The 21,102-nt window shown below is 72.8% G+C and carries 15 protein-coding genes; 4 read left to right on the forward strand and 11 right to left on the reverse strand.

Translation table 11 applies throughout. The features are described from left to right. Nucleotides 1–70 precede the first annotated feature (70 nt). The gene (locus PZB77_RS28655; protein ID WP_275495529.1) at nt 71–1,189 is read right to left on the reverse strand and encodes a SchA/CurD-like domain-containing protein; all 1,119 of its coding nucleotides are present in this window, start codon (nt 1,187–1,189) and stop codon (nt 71–73) included. Between the two features lie 273 nt (nt 1,190–1,462). Here PZB77_RS28655 and PZB77_RS28660 point away from each other — a divergent pair, with 273 nt between their 5' ends. Beyond that, complete coding sequence (locus tag PZB77_RS28660; RefSeq protein WP_275495530.1) at nt 1,463–3,148, forward strand: FAD-dependent monooxygenase; 1,686 nt, start codon at nt 1,463–1,465, stop codon at nt 3,146–3,148. Between the two features lie 45 nt (nt 3,149–3,193). Here PZB77_RS28660 and PZB77_RS28665 read toward each other — a convergent pair whose 3' ends face one another. The 3 genes from PZB77_RS28665 to PZB77_RS28675 form a co-directional block, all read right to left on the reverse strand. Further along, nucleotides 3,194–4,108 carry a class F sortase gene (locus PZB77_RS28665; RefSeq protein ID WP_275495531.1) on the reverse strand — a complete coding sequence of 305 codons (915 nt, stop codon included), beginning with the start codon at nt 4,106–4,108 and terminating at the stop codon, nt 3,194–3,196. Nucleotides 4,109–4,198: 90 nt separating this feature from the next. Further along, complete coding sequence (locus tag PZB77_RS28670; RefSeq protein ID WP_275495532.1) at nt 4,199–4,702, reverse strand: sortase; 504 nt, start codon at nt 4,700–4,702, stop codon at nt 4,199–4,201. A gap of 358 nt (nt 4,703–5,060) precedes the next feature. After that, on the reverse strand, nt 5,061–5,381 hold the full coding sequence (locus PZB77_RS28675) for a DUF5959 family protein (RefSeq protein WP_275495533.1): 321 nt from the start codon (nt 5,379–5,381) through the stop codon (nt 5,061–5,063). Between the two features lie 220 nt (nt 5,382–5,601). Between PZB77_RS28675 and PZB77_RS28680 the strand changes: the two genes are divergently transcribed. Then, on the forward strand, nt 5,602–6,672 hold the full coding sequence (locus tag PZB77_RS28680; RefSeq protein WP_275495534.1) for a glycoside hydrolase family 43 protein: 1,071 nt from the start codon (nt 5,602–5,604) through the stop codon (nt 6,670–6,672). A 58-nt stretch (nt 6,673–6,730) separates the two neighbouring features. On the opposite strand, the gene PZB77_RS28685 is transcribed toward PZB77_RS28680, so the two are convergent. The 3 genes from PZB77_RS28685 to PZB77_RS28695 all read right to left on the reverse strand — a co-directional run bounded on the left by PZB77_RS28685 (nt 6,731) and on the right by PZB77_RS28695 (nt 10,654). After that, entirely contained in the window at nt 6,731–8,290 is a 1,560-nt protein-coding gene (locus PZB77_RS28685; RefSeq protein ID WP_275495535.1) for an alpha-L-arabinofuranosidase B, read from the reverse strand. Between the two features lie 898 nt (nt 8,291–9,188). Then, on the reverse strand, nt 9,189–9,743 hold the full coding sequence (locus PZB77_RS28690; protein WP_275495536.1) for a putative immunity protein: 555 nt from the start codon (nt 9,741–9,743) through the stop codon (nt 9,189–9,191). A gap of 335 nt (nt 9,744–10,078) precedes the next feature. Beyond that, entirely contained in the window at nt 10,079–10,654 is a 576-nt protein-coding gene (locus PZB77_RS28695) for an XRE family transcriptional regulator (RefSeq protein WP_275495537.1), read from the reverse strand. Between the two features lie 113 nt (nt 10,655–10,767). Between PZB77_RS28695 and PZB77_RS28700 the strand changes: the two genes are divergently transcribed. Further along, entirely contained in the window at nt 10,768–11,604 is an 837-nt protein-coding gene (locus tag PZB77_RS28700) for a DMT family transporter (protein WP_275495538.1), read from the forward strand. Between the two features lie 701 nt (nt 11,605–12,305). Further along, a complete protein-coding gene (locus PZB77_RS28705) occupies nt 12,306–13,013 on the forward strand; it encodes a phenylalanine--tRNA ligase beta subunit-related protein (protein WP_275495539.1) in 708 nt (235 codons plus the stop codon). Between the two features lie 171 nt (nt 13,014–13,184). On the opposite strand, the gene PZB77_RS28710 is transcribed toward PZB77_RS28705, so the two are convergent. The 4 genes from PZB77_RS28710 to PZB77_RS28725 all read right to left on the reverse strand — a co-directional run bounded on the left by PZB77_RS28710 (nt 13,185) and on the right by PZB77_RS28725 (nt 20,700). Then, nucleotides 13,185–14,747, reverse strand: coding sequence for a mucoidy inhibitor MuiA family protein (locus PZB77_RS28710; RefSeq protein WP_275495540.1), 1,563 nt, complete (start codon nt 14,745–14,747; stop codon nt 13,185–13,187). 8 nt (nt 14,748–14,755) lie between these two features. Continuing rightward, nucleotides 14,756–16,762 carry a DUF4139 domain-containing protein gene (locus PZB77_RS28715; RefSeq protein WP_275495541.1) on the reverse strand — a complete coding sequence of 669 codons (2,007 nt, stop codon included), beginning with the start codon at nt 16,760–16,762 and terminating at the stop codon, nt 14,756–14,758. Nucleotides 16,763–17,213: 451 nt separating this feature from the next. Continuing rightward, entirely contained in the window at nt 17,214–17,486 is a 273-nt protein-coding gene (locus tag PZB77_RS28720; protein WP_275495542.1) for a hypothetical protein, read from the reverse strand. Between the two features lie 436 nt (nt 17,487–17,922). After that, the gene (locus tag PZB77_RS28725; protein ID WP_275495543.1) at nt 17,923–20,700 is read right to left on the reverse strand and encodes an AAA family ATPase; all 2,778 of its coding nucleotides are present in this window, start codon (nt 20,698–20,700) and stop codon (nt 17,923–17,925) included. Between the last annotated feature and the right edge of the window lie 402 nt (nt 20,701–21,102).

Here is a 21,102-nt window from a genome sequence, read left to right on the forward strand (position 1 = left end):
CTGCTCTTCTCCAGGCACGTGGTTAAGGGGGTGGTGGCAGGGCGGGTCGGGTCCCGCTGCCGGTGACGCGTCAGGACTCGGTGGACCGACGGTCGGTGACCAGGTTCATCTCGGCCCGGGCGAGGAAGCGCGCGGCCTCCTGGTCGTTGGCCGGCAGGCCCTCGGCACCGCCGTCCAGGAGCTGCTCGAGCGCGGCCGCATTGCGCCCGCCGCCGATGCCCAGCGCCTGCGTGGGCTGTGCGTCGAGCGGTCCGCTCACTTCCAGGAGCCGCACCACGACGTCGTCGCGCTGGAAGATCGTGCTGCTCTCGATGGGGCTCGCGACGTCGTCCGCGGCCTCCTCGTCCTGGCCGGCGAACAACCGGGCCAGCGCCATGCCGCACCCTTCCTTCGCCTGGTAGAACAGCGCGTGGCGCTGCACGTCCGCGGCGGCGTGGCGGCCGGCCGTCACGTGGTGGACCGCCGGCAGCGCCGCCCGGGTGAAGAACAACCGGGCGGAGTTGGGGTCGCTCAGGTCCCGGTCCTGCTCCAGGTACGGGTTGATCGCCTCCTCCACGGCCCGGACCTCGGGCTGGCGGGAGACGTGCCGCAGGGCTGCCATCAGGTCGCCCTCGATCTCGACCGCCCGTACCACGCGGTTCCCGTGCATGAAGAGCGAGGTGCGGAGCAATCGGGTGTTCTCGTTGACACGGGCCTGCGGGGAGTCGTAGTCGGCGAGGATCTTCGCGACGATCTCCTCCGTGCCCGGCTTCACCGTGAAGGTCAGCGCGTGACGGACGACGCCGTTGCCCAGGCGCGGCGCGGACTGGAGCCCGCCCTTGGCGTGCTCCGGAGTGTTCGCGAACGCCGCACCCGTCTCCCGCAGCACGCTGAAGCGCAGCGAACGGGTGTCGCGCACACAGCTGTGCAGCGGCTGCACCGTCGCCACGTGCTCCTCGCTGTTCACCCAGGCGAGGAAGGGCGGCGCGCTCTCCCACTCACTGGTGATGAGCCACTGCGAGGGGTTCTCGATGGACTGGCACAGCTGGTCGCTGATGTGTCCGGGGATCGAGGCGACCTGGTTGCGCATGTCCTCGTACGCCTCCAGGAACTGGTTCTGGGCGCCGTCGTGCAGGTCAAGGAGGAGTATGACCCGGAGCCTCGAACCGTCGAAGGCGGACTGGGATACCCGTTCCGAGAGGATTGTCATTTCTTCCGTTCTCCTGTCCCGTTCCCGCCCGCTGTGGGCAGGTTTCGGTGGGAGTCGAGCAGGTCCCTGCCTGCCGGTGGATGGCGTCCCGCCCCGGCGACGCGCGCACCGCTCCCGCGACCGATCGTGGATCGCTGGTACGGGCGGCGCGAGATTTATGAACCGTTCAGGTGAGGCGACGGCGCAAGCCCCGGCGAAGACCTCCCGCGAGGGCATGGACACTGCGTCCCTCACGCGTCCGAGCTGTCCGAGCTGTCCGAGCTGGAGCAACTGATGAACGAAAGTGTTGACCACCGCGTGCCGGTCCTCATCGTGGGCGGTTCCCTCGTGGGCCTGTCCGCCTCCCTCTTCCTGAGCCGGCTCGGCGTCGACCACCTCCTGGTGGAGAAACACCGCAGCACCTCGACCCACCCCCGCGGGCGCGGCAACAACGTCCGCACCATGGAGGTCTTCCGTGCCGCGGGCGCTGAGCGGCTGATCCGTGACGCGGCCTCCGTTCTGGCGGAGAACCACGGCATCCTGCAGGCCGGGTCCCTCACCGGTGACGACCAGGAGTGGCTGTTCAAGGAGATCGACCCGGGCGGCGGCCTCGCCCGGTTCAGTCCGAGCGGCTGGTGCCTGTGCAGCCAGAACGACCTGGAGCCCGTCCTCGTCGACCACGCCCGGGCCCTCGGCAGTGAGCTGCGCTTCTCCACCGAACTGCTCACCTTCGAGCAGGACACGGACGGCGTCACCGCCGTCGTGAAGGACCGCGAGACCGGTGAACACACCACGGTGCGCGCCGAGTACCTGATCGCGGCCGACGGGCCCCGCAGCCCGATCCGCGAGCAGCTGGGCATCGGCCAGACCGGCCCCGGCGACCTCTTCCACAACGTGAGCATCACCTTCCGCTCGCGCGGGCTCGCCGCCGTCGTCGGTGACCGGCGCTTCATCGTCTGCTACCTCACCGACCCCGGGGCGGACGGGGCACTCCTGCCGGTCGACAACGAGGAGCGGTGGGTCTTCCACGCGCCGTGGCACCCCGACCGGGGCGAGACGCTGGAGGACTTCAGCGACGAGCGGTGCGCCGAGCACATCCGCCGGGCGGTGGGCGATCCCGGTCTCGACGTCGAGATCACCGGAAAGGCCCCCTGGCACGCGGCCGAACGGGTCGCCGAGCGGTACCGCTCCGGCAGGGTCTTCCTGGCCGGCGACTCCGCGCACGAGATGTCCCCCACCGGGGCATTCGGCTCGAACACCGGCATCCAGGACGCGCACAACCTGGCGTGGAAGCTCGCCGCCGTGGTCGGCGGCACGGCGGGACCGGAGCTCCTGGGCACGTACGAGGCCGAACGGCTTCCGGTGGCGAGGGCCACCAGCGCACGCGCTTCGGCCCGCTCCACGGAACACAGCCACCCGGGGTACGCCGGACCGCCCGGTGGTCCGGATGCCGGAAGCCCGGGTGGTCCGGCCGGTCCGGGCAGCGGTGGTCCCGGTGGCGGCCGGAAGGGCGGCATGCTCGCCGTCGCGCTCGGCTACCGCTACGTGCGAGGAGCGGTCCTGGGCGTCGACCCGGAACTGCCGGTCGTGCCCGAGGGCCTCGGCCTGACGGGCGAACCCGGCACCCGCGCCCCGCACGTGTGGCTCAGCCGCGACGGCGCGCGCGTCTCGACCCTCGACCTCTACGAGCAGGCGTTCGTCCTGCTCTGCGACGCCGGGAAGTCCGAGTGGCGCACCGCCGCCGCCCAGGCGTCCAAACGTTTGGGCATCCGTCTGGACGCCTACACGATCGGGTCCGGCCCGGACGCGGACCTGCGCTCCGAGGACGGTGCCGACTGGGCGGCCGCCCACGGCACGTCCGCCGAGGGCGCCGTCCTCGTACGCCCCGACGGATTCGTCGCCTGGCGTGCGCAGGGAACACCCCCCGACCTGGAGGCGACGTTGTACGAGGTCATGACGGTCCTGCTCCACCGGGGCTGACACGGACCGACCGGTCCCCGGCGCGCCCCACGGGGCCGCCGGGGATCACCGCGAGGAGGTCAGGGCGGCGAAGACCACGACGTTGTCCCGGTAGCCGGACTTCCTGTCGTACTCGCCACCGCAGGTGATCACCCGCAACTCGGGCCGGGACGAGGGCCCGTAGACCTTCTCGTCCGGGAAGTCCTTCTTGCTGTAGGCCTCGACGGCGTACACCGTGAACACGGCGACGCTCCGATCGGTCCGGACGATCTCGACGGTTGCCCCCTCGCGCAGGGCCCCCAGCGCGTAGAAGACCCCGGGACCGAGCCGGGTGTCGACGTGTCCGGTGGTGACGGCGGTGCCCACCGAACCCGGTACCGTCCCGTCGGCGTACCAGCCGCTCAGCACCGGGTTGTTGTCGGGCGGGGTCTCCAGAGCGCCCGCCGCGTCGAGCCCCAGCTCCATCATCGGCGAGTCCACCTCGAGCTGGGGAATGCGCAGTCGCAGCGGCGGGGACGGTGCGAGCGGCCCCACGGCGGCGGGCGTCGCCGTGTCGCCCGGGGCCGGCAGCGGGCGTCCCGGGGCCGGAACGGGACCCGTCGGACGGGTACGGGCCGGCAGGGGCCGCAGCGGCGCGGGACGGACCGGGAGCCGGGGGACGAGCACCGGCGGGCCCGTGGGCCGGCGCACCAGGGAGGCCGGCCGGAGCGCCGGATAGCGGGACGCCAGGTACACCGGCGTCTCGGAGACGGGGGGTGGGGCCAGGTAGTCCGGGGTTTCGGCGAGGGCCGGTGGGACCGCGGCCACCGGAGCCTCGGCGACGGGGGGCGCGGCGACGGCCGGCGGGCCGGGAGGCTGCGGCGGCCGGTCGTCCCGCATGCCGTTGACGACCAGCACGGCCCCCGCCACCACCGCCCAGACGAGGTGTTTCACCGCCGGGAACGACGGGGGTGACGTGCTGGTCCTCTGCCCGGATTCCATCGCCTGTCCTCTGTTTCGCGGCGGGTGGGTACACGACCGCGCGCCCCGGAGCACGGTGGAGTGCGGGGCGCGCGGAAGGCTCTCGTGCGGTCAGCCGCGGGCCGCGGCCGACCGGCGGCGCACCCGGACCACGGCCCCGGCCGCCGCCCCGGCGAGCAGGATGCCGCCCGCGGCGAGCTGCGCGCCGTGGTTGGCGGGGACGCCGAATCCGGCGTCCACCCCGCCCGACGGCGTACGGTCGGCGATCCGGTAGGTACCCGTCATCAGGACGCGCGGGGGGCACTTCACGGTGACGGTGTCGGTCCCGGCCCGGGCGTCGTCCGGTACCTCGAACTCCCCGACGAGCACCCCCTTGCGGTCCCCCTCGAAGAGGTGGAAGGCGCCCGCCGCCTCGGAGGTCCCCTTGCCGTAGGTCTCCTTGCCGCAGGCCCTGGTGCTGACGGTGACGCGTGAGCCGGGTGAGGCGCTCGCCGGGCTGATGCGGATGGTCTGTTCACCGGCGGGGTCGGACGCCGCTCCCGCGGCGGCCGGGGCCGCGAGGGCCAGCAGACCCACGGCCAGACAGATACCCGCACCGATGCGTGTGTCGCGCATGAGGATCCTCCATCGCCAGCAGGGCCCGGCCGGACTGCGCGGCACCTCTGCTGTGCTCCACGTCCGAGGCAACCGACACTCCGTCACGCCCGCAACACGGCAGGTCGGATCCGTTGTCACCCGGTCAGGCCCGGGACGGGCGTTCCGGGCCCCCGTTCACCCAGGTCACTCCCGTCCGGGGAGAGCGGGTAGGAGGGTCGCGGCCGGGGCGGCGAACGGGCTAACCGATCATCGGGGGCCGGCTTCGGTGGCAGGCGCCCGCAGGGGGAGGCGGGGGCGGACCGGCGGCCACGGCTCATCGCTCTCTGTCGGGGCTCCACGCGTACGTACCCCGGGGCGTCTCGACGACTTCCCGGGGTCAGGCCGGCCGGACCCGCTGGAGACGGTCGTGGTGCTCGTCGACCCAGTTCCCCGTGGGCGCGAGCCCGAGGAGCGCGTTGAGGCGGTCCGGATCGCGGACCTCGATCGACAGCCAGCCGTTCTCGTACAGCCCGAGGGTGAGGGAGGGCCCGCGATCTCCTCCGAGGGTGGCTCCCGCGCCCGGCACCAGGTGCGAGAGTTGGCGCTGCCACTGGTCGAGGTCGTGGGGGAGGAGGTACAGCTCCAGCCGGATGTCCACGAAGCTCCGCCACGGAGCGGATGAGGCGGTGGGTTGCTCCTCCGTCACCTTTATTGACATGTCCATATCCATTGCCGATGCTGTGAGAGCGCTCTCACTCGAGTAGGGGAGTGTGGCTCCCCAAGCGAGGGGAGAACCTGCGGAGGTGGGGGAGCGCCACGGCCGGAACCGCCCCTGCGGCGTCCTCCGAAGCGGTCCCGGCCGGACGCCATTCACGGGCCGGTGTTCTCCGACCGGTCCCGTACGGCGTCGAAGCGGAGGCATACCGTGGAACGGGACCATGAATCCTCTTCGCCGTGCGTGCGGCCTGCTCGCCCTCGTTCTCGCAGGGCTCCTCACCGTCGTGATGTCCGTGACGTCGGCGGAGCCCGCCCGGGCTTCTCAGACGAGCATGCGGGCCGCCGACCCGAGCGTGCTCCGGGTCGGCTCCACCTATGTCTCCGTGCAGTCGGCAGGAGGAGGCATCGCCGTCCGGAAGGCGTCGTCGACGGACGCCCTCGCCTCCGCACCCGCGCGGCAGGTCTGGTCCGACCCCCGTGGCCTCGGTGAGGTCTGGGCCCCGGAGGTCGTACGGGACGGCGGCCGGTACTACATCTACTTCACTGCCGGCAGGGGCGCCGCGCACCGGATGTACGTGATCAGCTCGGCCGCCCCCGACAGTGGCTACACCGCCGAGACGCAACTCGCCCTGCCCGACGGTAAATGGGCCATCGATGGCACGATGTTCACCTTCGGCGGGCAACGCTGGTTCGTGTGGTCCGGCTGGTCCGGGGACACCAACGTCGAGCAGAACCTCTACATCGCCCGGATGAGCAGCCCCACCACGCCGACCGGTACCCGTCACGTCATCTCCCAGCCCCGGGAGGGCTGGGAGCGGGTGGTAGGCAATCCCTACATCAACGAGGCCCCCGAGGCGATCAAGGACCCGAACGGTCAACTGCACATCGTGTACTCCGCCAACGGCAGCTGGAGCGACCAGTACTGCCTGGCCGAGCTGCGGCTGCGGGCCGGAGGCGACCCGACGTACGTGTGGGACTGGTACAAGTCGAACGGCTGCCTCTTCGGCTCCAACCGCGCCACGATGATGTCCGGTTGGGATCCCACGCAGCAGGTGAACGGTCCCGGGCACCACAGCTTCGTGCTGCTGGACGGGGACATCAACACCAGTCCGCCGGCCGGTCCGCGGTTCCCGCTGATGTTCCACGCGGTCCCGAAGGGAACGCCGTACTCCTGGGACAACCGGTTCTGGTACACCGGCACCTTCTGCTGGTGGGGCGGTACGACGTACAGCCGCGCCAACGTACCCGGAGCCAACTCCGACACCGGCTGGAGCCTCAAGTTCTTCGAGTGAGAGCGCCTCGCGCGGTGCGGGCGGCCGTCTCCCGGGAGGCCGCCCCGCACCGACGGGATCAGGGGGTCCAGGCGGCGACGACTGCCCAGCTGACGTCGTCGGGCCACAGGGCCGCGGCGTCGAAGGTGTGGGGGCCGCCGTTGGACGCGACGTATCCGGTGTTGCCGTAGTGGCGGATGGAGCGGTCGGCGAAGTTGTACGAGACCAGCGAGTTGCCCTGGCCGTTCACGCCTGCCTGGGAGCAGAAGGTGGCGTCGTTGGCGAAGAGCGCGGTGCTGTCGTTGGGGTGCAGGTAGAGCTGGTAGTTCTGGTGGCGCAGGTAACTGCCGGGCGTGTTCCTCGACTCGAAGGACCGGCAGGCGCTGTTCGCCAGGCCCGGCCGGACGATCCAGGAGGCGTTCGCATTGTCGGTCGCCGAACTCGCGGAGGTGAGGGCGGTGGTGCCGACGTTCGCGCCGGAGTGGCTGAGGTAGCTGGTGGTGCAGCAGGAGGTGGTCGCCCGCAGCGAGACGGAGGAGCCGGAGTTGAGGGCGGTGCCGCCGCCCGAGCCCTGCGCGTAGCCGGCCGCGACGATGTTGGCCTGCACGGCGTTCTCGGTCGCGTCGGTGGGATACCCGGAGGTCATGACGCCCTCGTAGAAGGTGCCCGCGGCGCTCACGCTGTTGTCGCCGCCGATGCCGAGGATGATCGCACCCTCCTTCTTCATCGGGTTGTAGCCGGCGGCGTTCGGCCGGACTCCGTTGTAGTAGGTGGAGAGCGCGCCGGACTGGGCGTTCGCGGCCCGGATCGCCCAGTGGTTCGGCTCGCCCTTGACGATCGCGGTGAGGAAGCGGTGGCTCACCGTCGGGTCGTTCGCGTTGTAGCCGGTGTTGACGCCGGAGAACAGGCCGTTCTCCAGGTCGGCCATCACCCAGGGACCGTTGCCCGCACCGGAACCCCAGCCCCGGCTGTTGCCGAAGTAGATGGCCTCCATGGTGCCGTTGCCGTTGTCGCGGCTGTTGGTCTCCGCATTGCCGTAGTCGAAGCAGCAGCCGTCGTTGTAGTGCGTGCCGTCGAGGATCGCGTACATGCCTTCGGGCTGGTCACCGGTGGCGATCCCGTTGGTGGCGTTGTTGCGGTAGCCCGTCCCGGGCGAGACGAAGACGCCGTAGGCGCGGTTGCCGTTGAGGGTGACCGGCGCCATCGTGGCGTTGGCGAGCTTGTCGTAACCCCCCGCCGCCGGGCCTTCGAAGCCGCCCGGGGGAGCCTGGGTGAGGCGGTTGTTGCGGCCGGTCTGGTCGTAGACGACCGTGATGACGCAGCTGGTCCTGGCGCAGAACGAGTCCTGTGCGGCGGCGTTCGCGTAACCCCCGGCACTGAGGACCCCGATGTCGCGGGTGGTGTTGTCCGAGGCGCGGCGTACTTGGTAGAGCGCCCCGTTGTAGGAGCCGTACAGGGCCCGGGTGGTGCTGTGCGCGGCGACGCAGGGCGTGCCGCCGCCGGCGTACAGATCGCAGGGCTGGGAGGTCGCGGCCTGGGAGACCGCGGTGCCCGACAGGGCCCCCGCGACGAGCACGGCGGCCAGGGCCGCCGTCAGCGCGGCGACACGGCGTCGGAGAAGGGACCGGAGTCCTCTCATCACTGTCCTCGATTTCTGGGTGGCTACGGAGATGCCCGCGCGACGAAGGCCGATGGCCGGTGGCAAGGGAACGGTGCGCGCGGAGCTCTCCTGGGAGTGGGGTGCCGGAGGATGTTCGGTGCGGGTCGGGCTGCTTGGCCCGGTGAGCTGGTGCGCGCCGGACCGGAGTCGGTCGGGCAGCGTTCTTCCGGTGTACGGGTACGGGTACGGGTCGCAGGGCCGGAGCGCGCGGTGGCAGCACGGAGCTCGCGCGGGGCGCCGGTGGGCGGGGTCGGAGCAGTGGATCGGTGTTGCCGTGCTGGGCGGCGACTCTCGGCCGGTGCCTCCGGCGGGGGCCGGGGGCAGCTTGGGGGAGACGGCTCCGGGGCGGGAACCTGCGGGGGCGCGGGGTGAGTCGTGCGGTGCGCGGACCCGGTCGGCACCGGTGGGGACGGTGCCGAGGAGGCCGCTCCGGGAGGCGGTCGCCACGTGCGTGATCGTCACCCGTGGGGCGGAGCTGTTCCGTACCTCGTTGCAGGTCGGGACGCCGGGAGAAATTGTTAGCGCTAACAATTCTGGGACGGCGTCGAGTGGGGGAGGGGTGCTCGAGTGGCACAGACGCTAAACCGGTGGGGCGGCGTGCGCAAGAGTTTCTTCCAATTCCCCTCAGGCGGGCGTGGGTTGGCGGGCCGCCGGACGGATCGAGGGTGAGTCGACGGAGGGTGCCGGGGGACGGGCCGCGACCCGACGACAGCGCGAAAGCACTCCCGTGCTCCCTGTGACGAAGCGCCAAAGCGGCTGTTCCTGCCGCCTGTCGGCTCGGGACGCCGCCTGTCCCCTGGCGGCTGTCGAGGGATGTCCGCGGCGGCGGCGCGGCCCACCGGCCGCAGCGGTCGGCGAGGGTGGGTTGCGGGGGTATTCACCCCGCGACGTGGCGGGGCATCATGCGCAGCGACGTGTCCAGGACGGTCATGAGCTGTGCGGTACGGCTCTTGCCGGTCGGCGCCGGAGGGTATCGGTGCAGGACATCGAGAAGTACGGGTGTGGCGCGTTGTCGGGACTTCTCGATCAGCCTCAGCCCGACGGCGACGTCGTCGCCCGCGTTCAACTCTCCTACGCGCGCGGCGCACGCCGCAGCTCTCAGAATGTGACCCACTTGGGTGGCTTTCGCGAGCGGATGGAGGTAGGCCGCCGAGGCGGCATCGGCCGCAGCGCGCGCTGCCAGCCGTGCGGCCTCCGTGGTCGCCTCCCTCGCTGCCCGGTGCGCGGCCGAGGAGGTGATGCGCTGGAGTTTGGTCCTTCTGGCGCCGTTCGCAAACTCTCGTGCGGCGTCGATGGCGGCACGAGGTCGAGGATCACCGGGATCCGTCTCCTCGAAGACGGGAAGGACCTCCTCGGCGCTCTCCAGAACGTAGAGGACGACCACGCGCAGTTCGTCCACGGTCAGTTCGAAGTCACCGGATGGGGTCGTCACGGACCCGATCTTCCCATTGAGCGAACACCTGGCGACGAGCCGGGGACGCCCTCGTGCGACGACGCCGGACGATGCGGCGGGAGGGCTCGGGTGGTGCGGTCGCGCGGTCGGTGGAGGAGGCCGTCCTTCTCGTAGGCCGTCCTTCTCGTAGGCGGGGTCTTCGCTGCCCCGTGCGCCCGGCGCCCGGCTCGCAGGCGTACCGCCGGGTCCTCCTCCTGCGCACCGCCCGCGCGGGGGTGTCCGGCGGCCGGTGGCCGCCCTTGTCGTCGAACGGTCGAACGATTGCCGGTCGACCGACAGAGGCGGTCCGGTGTGGACACCCGGACCACCCAGAACTACGCGGGGCCGGGGGGCAGGTGGACGGTCATGATCAGGTGACAGGTCTCGGTGCCGGAGCCGCGGTAGGTATGGGGGGCGTCAGCGTCGAAGGCGGCGGTCTGCCCCGCCTCGATGGGGTGGTCGGTGCCGTTGACGACGAGCACCATCCGACCTGCGGTGACGTTGACGGTCTCCACGACGCCGGCCTGGTGGGGATGGCTGGGATATTCCTCGCCGGGGACCAGCGTCCACCGCCAGACCTCGGTGGCTGCCGGCCCGCCGGTGGTCAGCATCAGCCTGGCTTCGCTGCCGCGCTCGCCCTTCCACAGGGGCATGACGGTGGCGGCGCTCACCACCCGGACGCGTTCCTCGGACCGCCCCTCCACCAGGGCGGAAACGGAGGCGCCGAGGGTGTCGGCGAGGCGGACCAGGGTGGCGAAGTTCGGATTGCCCTGGGCCTTCTCCAGGGCGACCAGGGCCCCCTTGCTGACCTTGGCGCGGCGGCCGAGTTCGTCGAGGGACAGTCCGGCGCGGGTGCGGGCCGCGCGGACGTTGTGAGCGAGCGTCCGCAGTGCGGCTTCGGTCTCGGCCATCGCTGTTACCCCTCCAGTCAGGTGGACCCCGCACCGCACAGTCGTTCGGTTGGCGAAGGTCGGTCGGTGCGCTGTACGATGTAGTCGTTCCATTGATAGTAAGGGATGCTCCCGTGATCGCTCTGCTGCTGGCTCTGGGCAGTTCTCTGTCCTACGGATGCGCCGATTTCCTCGGCGGTCTCGGCGCCCGCAAGGCCCACGTCCTGCGCACCGTGATGATCGCCGCTCCGGCCTCGCTCGCCGTTGAGCTGCTGCTGTGGCCCTTTTTCGGCGCCTCCTTCGCCCCGGTCACCCTCGCGTGGGGTGCCGCCTCCGGTGTCGCGTCGGCCGCCGCCTTCGCCCTGCTCTACCGCACGCTCGCGATCGGCCCGATGAACGTGCTCTCGCCCGTGACCGCGCTGATCTCGGCGATGCTGCCGGTCGGTGTCGGACTGCTGCAGGGCGAGCACTTGGGCGCGGCCGGGCTGATCGGCCTGCCGCTTGCGCTCGCGGCGGTGGTGCTGGTCAGCGCCGGACGGGGTGCCGGTAGCGCGCGCCCGGCGCGCGCCGCGCTGCTGATGGCCTTCGGCGCCGGGGCCGCCATCGCCCTGCAGCTGATCTTCCTGCACCAGGCTCCCTCTGACAGCGGCGTCGGACCACTCATCGTCGGACGGGCCGTGTCGTCCGCGGTCACGCTGACTGCTGCCGGGGCGATGTACCAGCGGCTGGGCTCGGAGAAGCCCGCCTACGCGATGTCGGCGGCGGCAGGCGTGCTGGACTCGGTGGCCAACCTGCTGTTCCTGCTCGCGGCCCGCGGCGGCGACCTGGCCGTCGTCGCCGTGATCACCGCCCTGTACCCGGCCGGCACCGTCCTGCTCGCCCGCACCGTGCTCGCCGAACGGATGTATCGCACGCAGGTCATCGGCCTGGGCACGGCCGCCGTCGCCGTCAGCCTCCTTGCCCTCACCTGACCTCTCCCCCTCCGGAAGGACCCCCGCACATGTTCATCCAGCACCGGGCCGCCGTCCTGGACGACGCCGCGTGGCAGACCGGGATCGCCGGCGGCCAGGACTTCGGCCTCCCGAGCGTCAACGGCTTGCCCGGCAGACGCCGATCGCCGGGCCCACCTGCCCCACCGTCGACGGCACCGCCCTGCTGGTCCACCTCGCTCGCCCCCACCCCGTCCGGGAGAGGATCGAGGCCGGTCGGAACGTCACTTTCACCGTCACCGGTGAGTACGCCGTCACCGTCGGCCCCTGGGGCGCCGAGGCGGGTGTACCGCCCGCCGACTGTGTCCCGGCCAGCCACTCGAGCCCACCTGCCGGGCCACCGCCGTCGACGCCCCGGCGACCAGGGCCGAACCGCCGCGTCGGCGGATCGCGCACTTCCGGCCCGACGGCAACCATGCCCCTTCACCCCCGACCAGCCGCCTCACGGACGAATGCTGCCCGGCATCCCCGGCTCGCGCCGGGACGTCACCCAGGGTCGTGCGACGTTCACGTACGACGGCCACGAACCCGTCGAGCAGCGCACCGACACCACCTGACGGCTCCCCGAACGCGGCCGGGGACCGCACACGCCCACCGCCCGCCACCAGACACGCCGCCTGGACCGCATCGGTCCCTGGAATGCATGCCTCCGCCTCGCCTCGCCCCCCGGAACGGACCCCCCTGTGACCACCTTCCGCATCAGCCCCGCAGTCGCCGACGCCTTCGCCGACACCCTCATCGCCGTCGTCACCGCCACCGGTCTGCGCGGCCGGGAACCCTGGCCGGCCACCACGACCGTCCTGGAAGATCTGGAGCGGCAACTCGCGGACAGCACCTGGGCCCCCGCCGACGAGGCCGATCCGCGTATCGAGGCGTGGCACACCGCCTACCGCTCCTTCGGCTCCAACCCCCGCCGCATCCGCCCCAGCGTCGACGCGCTGGGCCGCCGCATGGCCAAGAAGGGCACCCTGCCCCGGATCAACCCGGCCGTCGACTCCTACAACGCCGTCTCCGTCCGCCACGGCCTGCCCGCCGGCGCCTTCGACCTCGACCAGGTCACCGGCGACGTCGAGATCCGCTACGCCGACGGCTCCGAGACCTTCACCCCGCTCGGCGAACCCGAGACCGTCGAGAACCCCAAGCCCGGCGAGATCGTCTACGCCGACACCACCGACGTGCTCACCCGCCACTGGAACCACCGCGACGCCCATCGCACCCGTGTCACCGAAGACTCCACCCACGTCGCCTTCGTCCTGGAGACCCTTCACCACGCCCGCGACGGACACCTTCTCGAGACCGCCGCCGGCGAGCTGCGGAACCTGCTCACCGAGCACGCCGCAGGAAGCACCGTCCACTACCTCAGCCCCGCACACCCGCAGGTCAGCGTCTGAGTCACCTCCTGCTTCCCCCGCCCGGACACAAGCAGCGGCACCGAACGACCAGCGCCCCGGCCGGGCCGTCGGCGTGCACTCCCGGCCGCCGTCGTCATCGTCCGGCCCGGCCGTGTCCGGCCCGCGCGGCGGAACCCGGCCCGCGCCCGGGACCCGCACACCCCGCAGGGCTCAGACTCCGGTGACCTTGGCGCTCGCCGAGAGTGCGTACGCGAGGGTGACGGTGCGCCGGCCTCCGGGCGGGAGGCTGATGGCCCAGCGGGCGATGCCGTCGGCATCGATCGCGTCGGGAGCGGGGGAGCACGCCTCCTCGCGGAGCTCGACCTCCACCGCGGCGACCTCGGAGACCGGGACGCGTTCGAGGAGGGTGACGACGTGGGGGTTCCGCTCCCCGGGTGCGGAGAACCGCGACAGGTGGAGCCGTACCGTGCGCGTCACCACGGTCCGCTGGGTGAGACCGGTGGTGTCACGGGACTCCTCGGTCTCCCGGACGACGTGGACGTCGTCGCGGCTGCCGAAGGCCAGCTCGACGGGATTGCCGGGCGCGGTGAAGTCCAGCGTGCCGCGGCCGACGAACCCGCTGTCGCGGACCAGGTCCACCGGACCGGCGAGCAGAGCGTGGCCGGACCCGTTGTCGCACCGCACCACCTGCGTGACCAGCGGAGACAGCTCCGGTGAACAGACGTACTCGGCGTGGGCGTCGGCGGTGAACGCCGAGAGCGGTACGCGGTGGGCGCGGCCGTCGCCGGGTACGGAGACCGGCGCGGGCGACCTCAGCACCCGTGCCTCGCCACCGTCGTCCACCCCCGGGAGTCCCAGCACGGGAGCCGGGCCGAGCGTCGCTGTCTCCTCCTCGCGCAGCTCGACCTCGACCGTACGGCGCTCCGCCGCCGGGCGGTCCCGCAGCGTCAGCCGGTCCTCGGTCAGCCGCGGAGGTTCTCCGGCCGACGCCGAGCGGGCCGTCGACAGCGTCAGCGGTACGTCCGACCACTCCTCGCCGGTGCGCTGCCAGACCATCGCGTCCGTCTCCAGCGTCAGTGAATCCCCGTCGAGAACAGCCCGGTAGGCGGGCCGCCACAGCGCGCACGGGACGAGGTGGCTCAGACGCAGCCGCGCGGGCCCTGCCGCCGCTGCCCCGACGGTCAGCTCGATGTGGCCGACCAGCTCGGGGGGCTCCTCCTCGGTGCGGAACAGGGCCTCGCGCGCCTGGGTTGCTTCTTCGTCGAGCGCGGTCAACCGGGCCTTCAGACAACGGAGTTCTTCTCCGTACGTGTCGCGCTCCCCGTCCACCCGGTCCAGTTCGCCCACCCAGCGGGCCTGTTCGCTCTCCCCGGAGCCCGCGCCTTCGCCGATCTCCCTCAGCAGATCGGCGGCGAGACGTCCGAGCAGGTCGAGACGGGTCAGCAGCCGGTCGCGCCGCCGCTCCAGGACGGGCCGTTCCTCGTCGAGGGCGCGCAGGCGGTGGCGCAGGACGGAGTCCTCGTCGGTGAGCGGGCGCGGTCCGCGCGGCGTCCACGTGCGGACGATCCGGATGTCGAGAACGGTCACGGAGTGCGGAGCGGCCAGTTCGGCGTGCAGGCTGCGGTCGACGGCCAATGCGCTGACCGGGCCGAGACGCAGCCGCCGCACCCCCGCTTCCAGGTCGAGGACGACGGCACGCTCGACCTGCGCCCGGTCTTCGAGACAGGTGACGGCGGTGACGGGGAGGGCGATCGGCCCCGGGTCCGTGGACATGGCGGGTGTCAGCTCCTGCGGTTGCCGCCGACCAGGGACTTGCCGGTCGGGATACGGATCTCGTAGCCGCCGTCGACGGCGGAGGTGGCTCCAGCGGGCAGATCGAGTCGCCAGATACGGGTGCCCGGCGCGTGCCGGTCCGGACCCGCGCCCTGCTCGGGCGCCGTCCAGCCGGCCCGTTCCTCGATCCGCACGTCCGGGTCGGAGGTGACCGGCACCCGTTCGTGGACCTCCACCCGGACGGGCCGCGCCAGGCCGTTGGCCAGCTCCACATGGACGCCGTGGCTGAGCACGGTGGTGTTGCCGCGCAGACCGGCGGTCGACTCGTGCTGGTGCGTACGCCGGGTGACGCGGATGCCCTCGGCCGGCCCGAGTCCCACCCGGCGCACACCGCCGGGGGCGAGAGTGGGCAGCGCGGCCGTCAGCAGGAACTCGTCGTCGACGGTGACGTCCACCGGTCCCGCCAGGAGCGCCTGACCGGTGGCGTTGGAGAGCACCAGCGACGCGTAGACGGTCTGCTCCACGGACGGCACACAGAGGTACTCGGTGCGCAGACCGACCGCGATCTCCCCGACGGTGACGGTGTGCCAGGTGCCGTCGGACGGTACGTCGGCGCGGGCGGCGGCATCGAAACGGTGATCGAAGGAGCCCGCGGACTCCCGGGGCCTTACCGACTGTCCGGGCAACGGCAGCGCGGCCACCGCCTCGGCGCGGCGGCGGTACTCGGCCACCACCGGATCGAACGGCGCTTCGGGGAACAACCGGCCCCGGCGCTCGCCCCGCTCCTCCGGGCCGCGCAGAACGAGGGCGTCGTAGTCGAGTTCGGGGCCGCTCGGCCGCGGCGGGCCGGCCTGTGGGGGAGCAGGCGGCACGAGGGGAGGCGGCGCCATGGGAGGCGGCGCCGCGGCCCGGCGGGGAGCACCGGACGGAATGGGCGCGGGGGCAGCCGCGAAGAGGGCGCTGCCCGGTGCGGGCGGCCCGCCGTACGCTGCGGCCGCTCGCGACGGCGGGGGCGGCGGGGGCGGCACCGGACCGGAGCCACCCGCGCCGGCGATCCCGGGCCCGCCCCACTCAGCGGCGGCCGGGCCCGGGCGGGGGCCCGCCGCGTCGTACCCGGAGAAGAGCCCGGCCAGCCCGGCCGGGGGCTCGCGCCATCCGGCGGGCGCGGGGGCGGGCTGGCTGCGTCCGATCCGGATCGAGCGGAGTTTCGGCAGGTCGGTCCGGCGCCTGAGGTCCGCGGTGGCGAACGCGAGACGTACGCCGGTCCAGTCCTCGCCGGTCCGCTGGGCGACCGACGCGCGCAGCACCAGTCGGCCGCTGTCGTCTCCCTGCCGGTGGTCGAGGCGGTAGGCGGGGACCCAGACGGCGCCCGGTACGCCGTACTCCAGCTCGAGTTCCAGCTCGCCGGGGCCGGCGCCGTCGACCGTGAGGAGTGCGCCGACCGTGGTCTCCACGGGCGCCGACGAAGCATCGGTGGATGCGCGTTCGAGCCGGTCGCCGGCGACGGCCAGCTCGTGCTCGGCCAGGTGCAAAGCCGCTTCGAGTTCGCCGAGGCGGAGGTGGAGTCCCGTCAGTCGCTCGTCGACGAACGCGGCCAGGTTCAGCCACGCGTCGACCGGAGTGCGGCGGTGCGGGTCGTCGCGCTTGCGCGGGGGCGGTACCGGGCGCAGCGCCCCGATCTCGGCTATCCGGCTCACCTGACGGTCCCGGCGACCCAGGGCCGTCGCGTACACGTCCTTCAGTCGTTCCACCTCGTCCCGCAGGCCGTCAGGGGCGTCCGCGCCGAGTACTTCGGCCTCGGTCGCCACCCGGGCCTCGGCGACACGCGGCCCGCAGGCGCCCAGGACGCGAGCCCGCAGGGAGCCCGGGTCGAGGGTGCGGGGGAGACCCGTCACCCGCACCCGGCCGTCGGACGGCACGGTGCCCCGGGCCAGTCGGCGGCAGAGCGCGCCCTGTGCGTACACCACGACCGAGTCGAGAGTCGATTCCCAACTCCGCGCCGGACCAACCGTCATGTGCTCCGCACCCCCACCCGTGTACATGCTGGGCGCAGCTTACGCCGGGGCGGTCGGCGCGTCAGCGGTCGGCCGGGTGGGAGCACCCGGGCGGCCGACTCGGCCTGCCGTTCAGTCCGTCCTTACCCATCGTCGGGGGCCTGCTCGGCCGGATGAGGGAAAGGGCTCCCTGCCCGGCGGGGTCCGTGCTGTCGACTCAATCGTCGTCGGCGTAGCGGTTGCCCTGGCCAGGCCGACGAGGAAGAAGAGAGAGGGTCATGCCGGGGGAGCGGCCGGTGGTGGGGTCGTCCGGCGTTACCCGTAGGCGGGGCGGGCAGTGGTGCGGTCGTGGGCGTACGCGATCTACGACGCGGCGAACCTGTGACGGGTGGGTGGCGACATCGGTCACCACCCACCCGTCACAGGTTCGCCGCACTTCGCTCGGCGGCCCGGTCCGCACTCCCAGGGGGCGTCAGGCACTCGCGACGACGGCGCCCAGGATCATGCCGCCTACCAGGCCGACCGCGCTGACCACGATGGCTATCGTGGCGAGCCGCTCGTGGCGGACGGTCTTGGCGATGATCGCCAGGATCACGCCGATCACGCCGAAGACGATCGGGAAGAAGAGGAGCGCGATCACGCCCAGCACCATCGCGATGATGCTCAGCACGTTGCCGGTCCCGGTGCGCTGCGGCGCGCCGGGGGTGTGCTGTCCGGTCGGCTGGCTGCCGTACTGCGTCGTCATCTGTCGCTCCTTCGGGGCGCTCACCGTGGGCTCCGATCCGGGGACGGACCGGCCTGAACCACAGGTGCCCGCAAGTCCCCTTCCCACACCACGACTTGGATTTTCGGTCGGTCGACCGGCCGTCGGAGGCTCCGCGAGGGGCGAAACCGGCGTCTCATCATGTGGCGCGCAGCTTTGACATGAGGGGGACTTATGACCAAAAGGCGATGCTTTGGCCATGTATTCACGGTCCGCCACGGTGGGCCCGAGCCCGACGGGACAGCGCGTGCCTTCGCGCACGAGTTCTCCGGCGGCCGGCACCGCCGTACTGGAGCGCGGGCAGATCGTCGACAGGGCACCACCTCCCAGGTGCCGGGCGAACCGGCTCGCGCCTGCACCCGCCGGCTCATCGACAGTGTGCCGCGCCTGCCCGTCTGACCGGGGCGGGTGCGGGCGCTCAGTCGATCCCTGCGGCAGCGGATCCCAGCACGTCGCGCAGTTGGGCGCGGCCGGTGACGCCGAGCTTGGGGAAGATCTTGTGCAGGTGGAAGCCGATGGTGCGCGGCGACAGGTAGAGCCGGGCGCCGATGTCCCGGTTGGTGAGCCCTTCCGCCGCCAACTGGGCGATCTGCAACTCCTGAGGCGTCAGCCCGGCTGCCGCACCCGGCGCCGCCGTGGCCGCCACCGACACGCCGGCCGCGCGGAGTTCGGCCCCGGCGCGCTCGACCCACGGCCGCGCGCCGAGCCGCTCGAAGTACTCCAGGGCCGTACCGAGCAGGGGGCGCGCTTCGGCGCTGCGGCGTCGGCGCCGCAGCCACTCCCCGAAGTCCAGGTGGACCAGGGCGTGCTCGAACGGCCATCCGGCACCGGCCGGGTCGAGCGCGCTACGGAAGTGCTCCTCCGCCTCCTCGCCGGTGGCGAGCAGGGCCCGGGCGCGGTGCAGGATCGCCAGCAGCCGGGGGGAGAGGGACGCACCCACGGTCCCCTCGGCAGCGCGCAGTACCGTACGGGCGTCCTCCGCCTGTCCGGCCCGGACGGCGGCGGCGGCCAGGTCGGCGAGGTGGTAGAGGGAGGCGTGGTAGTGCACGGGCAAGGGGTGGAAGTCCCGGGTGTACGTGCGGCGCAGGTGCTCGTACGCCGCCGGGTGATCGCCCTCCGCGAACGCCGCCATGCCGAGCGCGCGCCGGTGCAGGACGTACAGGCCGGGGGACTTGCGCAGATCGACGGCGCGCACCGCGTGGTCCGCCCGGCGGCGCGCGCCCTCGTGGTCGCCGCGCGCCGCCCGCAGCGTGGCCTGGAGGAGCGGCGCCCCCACGGCCATGTAGTCCGCTCCCGCCTCCGTCGCGACCCAGAACGCGTCCTCCGCCGTGGACTGGGCCGCGGTCCACGCGCCGCTCTCGAAGAGCGCGTTGGCGAGCGAGTAGGAGACGGTGGCGTTGGTGCCCGCCGTCGCCGCCCGCCGCAGATGGTCCATGGCCTGGCCGAGCAGGCGTACGGCCCGGTCGGTCTCGTCCAGTACCCATGCCGCGCCGCCGAGCATCACGGCGTCGGAGAGCGAATCGGCCGACATGGCCTCCTCCGCGCGTTCGAAGAGCCCCAACGTCCGCTCGCGCTCCGTGAAGGGGGCGCAGGAGGCCAGCGCCCAGACACGGTCCACCCTGTACGGCTCGTCCTCGACCAGGTCGTTGATCCTCCGCAGCTCCGCCCGGTAGAAGGGAGCGGCCGAGCGGTAGGCCGGGGTCGCGGCCGTTCCCAGGGCGTCGAGCGCCAGGGAGGGTGACTCGGTGGCCATGGACTCCGCCACCGGCAGGAGGTACGCCAGGGAGTCGTCGTAGCGATGGGTGACGGCCAGGGACCACCCCGCCAGGAGGGACGCCCGCGCGAGGAGCTGCCGGTCGTCCGTCAGCGCGTCGACCCGGGAGGCGAGCTCGTTCACCCACTGCGGCTGGCCCCCCAGCATGGCGGACATGGCCGCGGCGATCAGCCGGCGGGCGCGCTGCTCCCGGTCCGGGGTGAGTTCGGCGGCGCGTTCCAGAGCCGCGGCCGCGGCCGCGTACCCTCCCCGGTGGCGCGAGCGCTCGGCGCTCTCGGCCAGAGCGTCGGCGATCTCCGCGTCCGGGCCCATCGACGCCGCCGCGAGATGCCAGGCACGGCGGTCGGGCTCGTCCGCGAGCGCGGCGGCGAGGACCAGGTGGGCCTCCCGGCGCTCGGTGAAGGTGGCGGCCTGGTAGATCGCCGAACGGACCAGCGGGTGACGCAGCCGCACCTGGCCGCCCTCGACGCGTATCAGCCCCGTCCGTTCGGCGGGCAACCACACCTGCGGATCGTCCATGCCGGCGACCGCGTGGAGGGGACCGGGGAACTGGGCGGTCCCGGCCGCCGCCGCGAGGAGAAGAACCCGCCGCGTGGCCTCCGGAAGGGTGGGCAGCTCGGCGGCGAACATCTGCTCCAGCCGGGCGGTCAGCGGGAGTGAGTCGACCGAGCCCGTGTCACGGCGGCTCGGGTCCCGCGCGTAGGCGCGGGTCAGCTCGATGAGAGCCAGCGGGTTCCCCTCCGCCTGCTGCAGGATCTGGGAGCGGACCCTGCCCCGGGGCGGGTGGGGCTGGGCGTCCAGCAGGACCACGGAAGCGGCCCGGTCCAGCGGACCCGCCGTCATCAGCGGGAAGTCACGGTCGAAGCGCTCCGGCACGGCCTGTTCCCGGGCGGCGAGCAGCAGGGCGGCGGGCTCACCCTCCAGACGCCGGGCGACGAACGCGAGCACCTCCAGCGACCCGATGTCCAGCCACTGCGCGTCGTCCACGACGAGCAGCAGCGGACGCGTCGCCGCCGCGTCGGAGAGCAGTGTCAGGACGCCGAGCCGGGCCAGCATCGGGTCGATCCTCCGCGGGGTCTCCGGCTCCTCCATGCCGAACGCCAGGCGCAGCGCTTCGCCCTGCCGGGCGGGCAGCCGTGCGACGCCGTCGAGGAGGGGCCGCAGCAACTGGTGGATCCCCGCGAAGCCGAGCTCCCGTTCGCCCTCGCCGCCCCGCACCCGGAGCACGAGCCGGCCGCGGGAGGCGGCGTACGCGGCCGCCCGGTCCATCAGGGTGCTCTTGCCCGCGCCGGGCGCGCCGGTCAGTACGAGCACCTTCGGCCCGCCGTCCTCGGACGCGTCGACCAGCCGGGAGATCCGCGACAGCTCCCCGTCCCTGCCGAGGATCTCCGGCTCGGTGACCGTTGCGGCGCCGAGGTCCATGCTCGTCCTTCCCTTCCCACACGCCCCCGCGCGGGGGCCGGAGCGACGCGGATTCCCGCCGCTCCCAGGCATCCTGCCAGGTCGGACGGGTGCCCCCGACCGGCGGACCGCCCGTCGGGGGCACCGGGACACCCATGACCGGTCACATGACAGAAGCGTCCCGCTCCCTCTCCCTGGAAGCATCCGCAGGACCAGGACGGGACGACGCCGAAGCGTCGCCTTCGAACCCTCCGGGGCGCCGCTCACCCCCGTCGGCAGCGGCGCACCGGGCCCCGCGCCACGGGTGCGGGTGCGCCCTTCCGGGGGCGCGGACGATCACGGAAGACATGGAGAGACGCAACGGTGAGGAACGCAGTGGCCACCCGGGAGACAGTTCGTGCCCCCGCCGGTACGGCAGGGCAC

The organism is Streptomyces sp. AM 2-1-1 (genome assembly GCF_029167645.1).
In the GTDB taxonomy this organism is placed as follows: Bacteria; Actinomycetota; Actinomycetes; order Streptomycetales; family Streptomycetaceae; genus Streptomyces.

Excerpts from the sequence above, each read along its gene's own strand:
- PZB77_RS28720 (WP_275495542.1), bottom strand. The coding sequence starts at position 17,486 with ATGACGACGCAGTACGGCAGCCAGCCGACCGGACAGCACACCCCCGGC.
- PZB77_RS28685 (WP_275495535.1), bottom strand. The coding sequence starts at position 8,290 with ATGAGAGGACTCCGGTCCCTTCTCCGACGCCGTGTCGCCGCGCTGACG.
- PZB77_RS28660 (WP_275495530.1), top strand. The coding sequence starts at position 1,463 with ATGAACGAAAGTGTTGACCACCGCGTGCCGGTCCTCATCGTGGGCGGT.
- PZB77_RS28675 (WP_275495533.1), bottom strand. The coding sequence starts at position 5,381 with ATGTCAATAAAGGTGACGGAGGAGCAACCCACCGCCTCATCCGCTCCG.
- PZB77_RS28670 (WP_275495532.1), bottom strand. The coding sequence starts at position 4,702 with ATGCGCGACACACGCATCGGTGCGGGTATCTGTCTGGCCGTGGGTCTG.
- PZB77_RS28710 (WP_275495540.1), bottom strand. The coding sequence starts at position 14,747 with ATGTCCACGGACCCGGGGCCGATCGCCCTCCCCGTCACCGCCGTCACC.
- PZB77_RS28695 (WP_275495537.1), bottom strand. The coding sequence starts at position 10,654 with ATGGCCGAGACCGAAGCCGCACTGCGGACGCTCGCTCACAACGTCCGC.
- PZB77_RS28680 (WP_275495534.1), top strand. The coding sequence starts at position 5,602 with ATGAATCCTCTTCGCCGTGCGTGCGGCCTGCTCGCCCTCGTTCTCGCA.
- PZB77_RS28715 (WP_275495541.1), bottom strand. The coding sequence starts at position 16,762 with ATGACGGTTGGTCCGGCGCGGAGTTGGGAATCGACTCTCGACTCGGTC.
- PZB77_RS28725 (WP_275495543.1), bottom strand. The coding sequence starts at position 20,700 with ATGGACCTCGGCGCCGCAACGGTCACCGAGCCGGAGATCCTCGGCAGG.
- PZB77_RS28655 (WP_275495529.1), bottom strand. The coding sequence starts at position 1,189 with ATGACAATCCTCTCGGAACGGGTATCCCAGTCCGCCTTCGACGGTTCG.
- PZB77_RS28665 (WP_275495531.1), bottom strand. The coding sequence starts at position 4,108 with ATGGAATCCGGGCAGAGGACCAGCACGTCACCCCCGTCGTTCCCGGCG.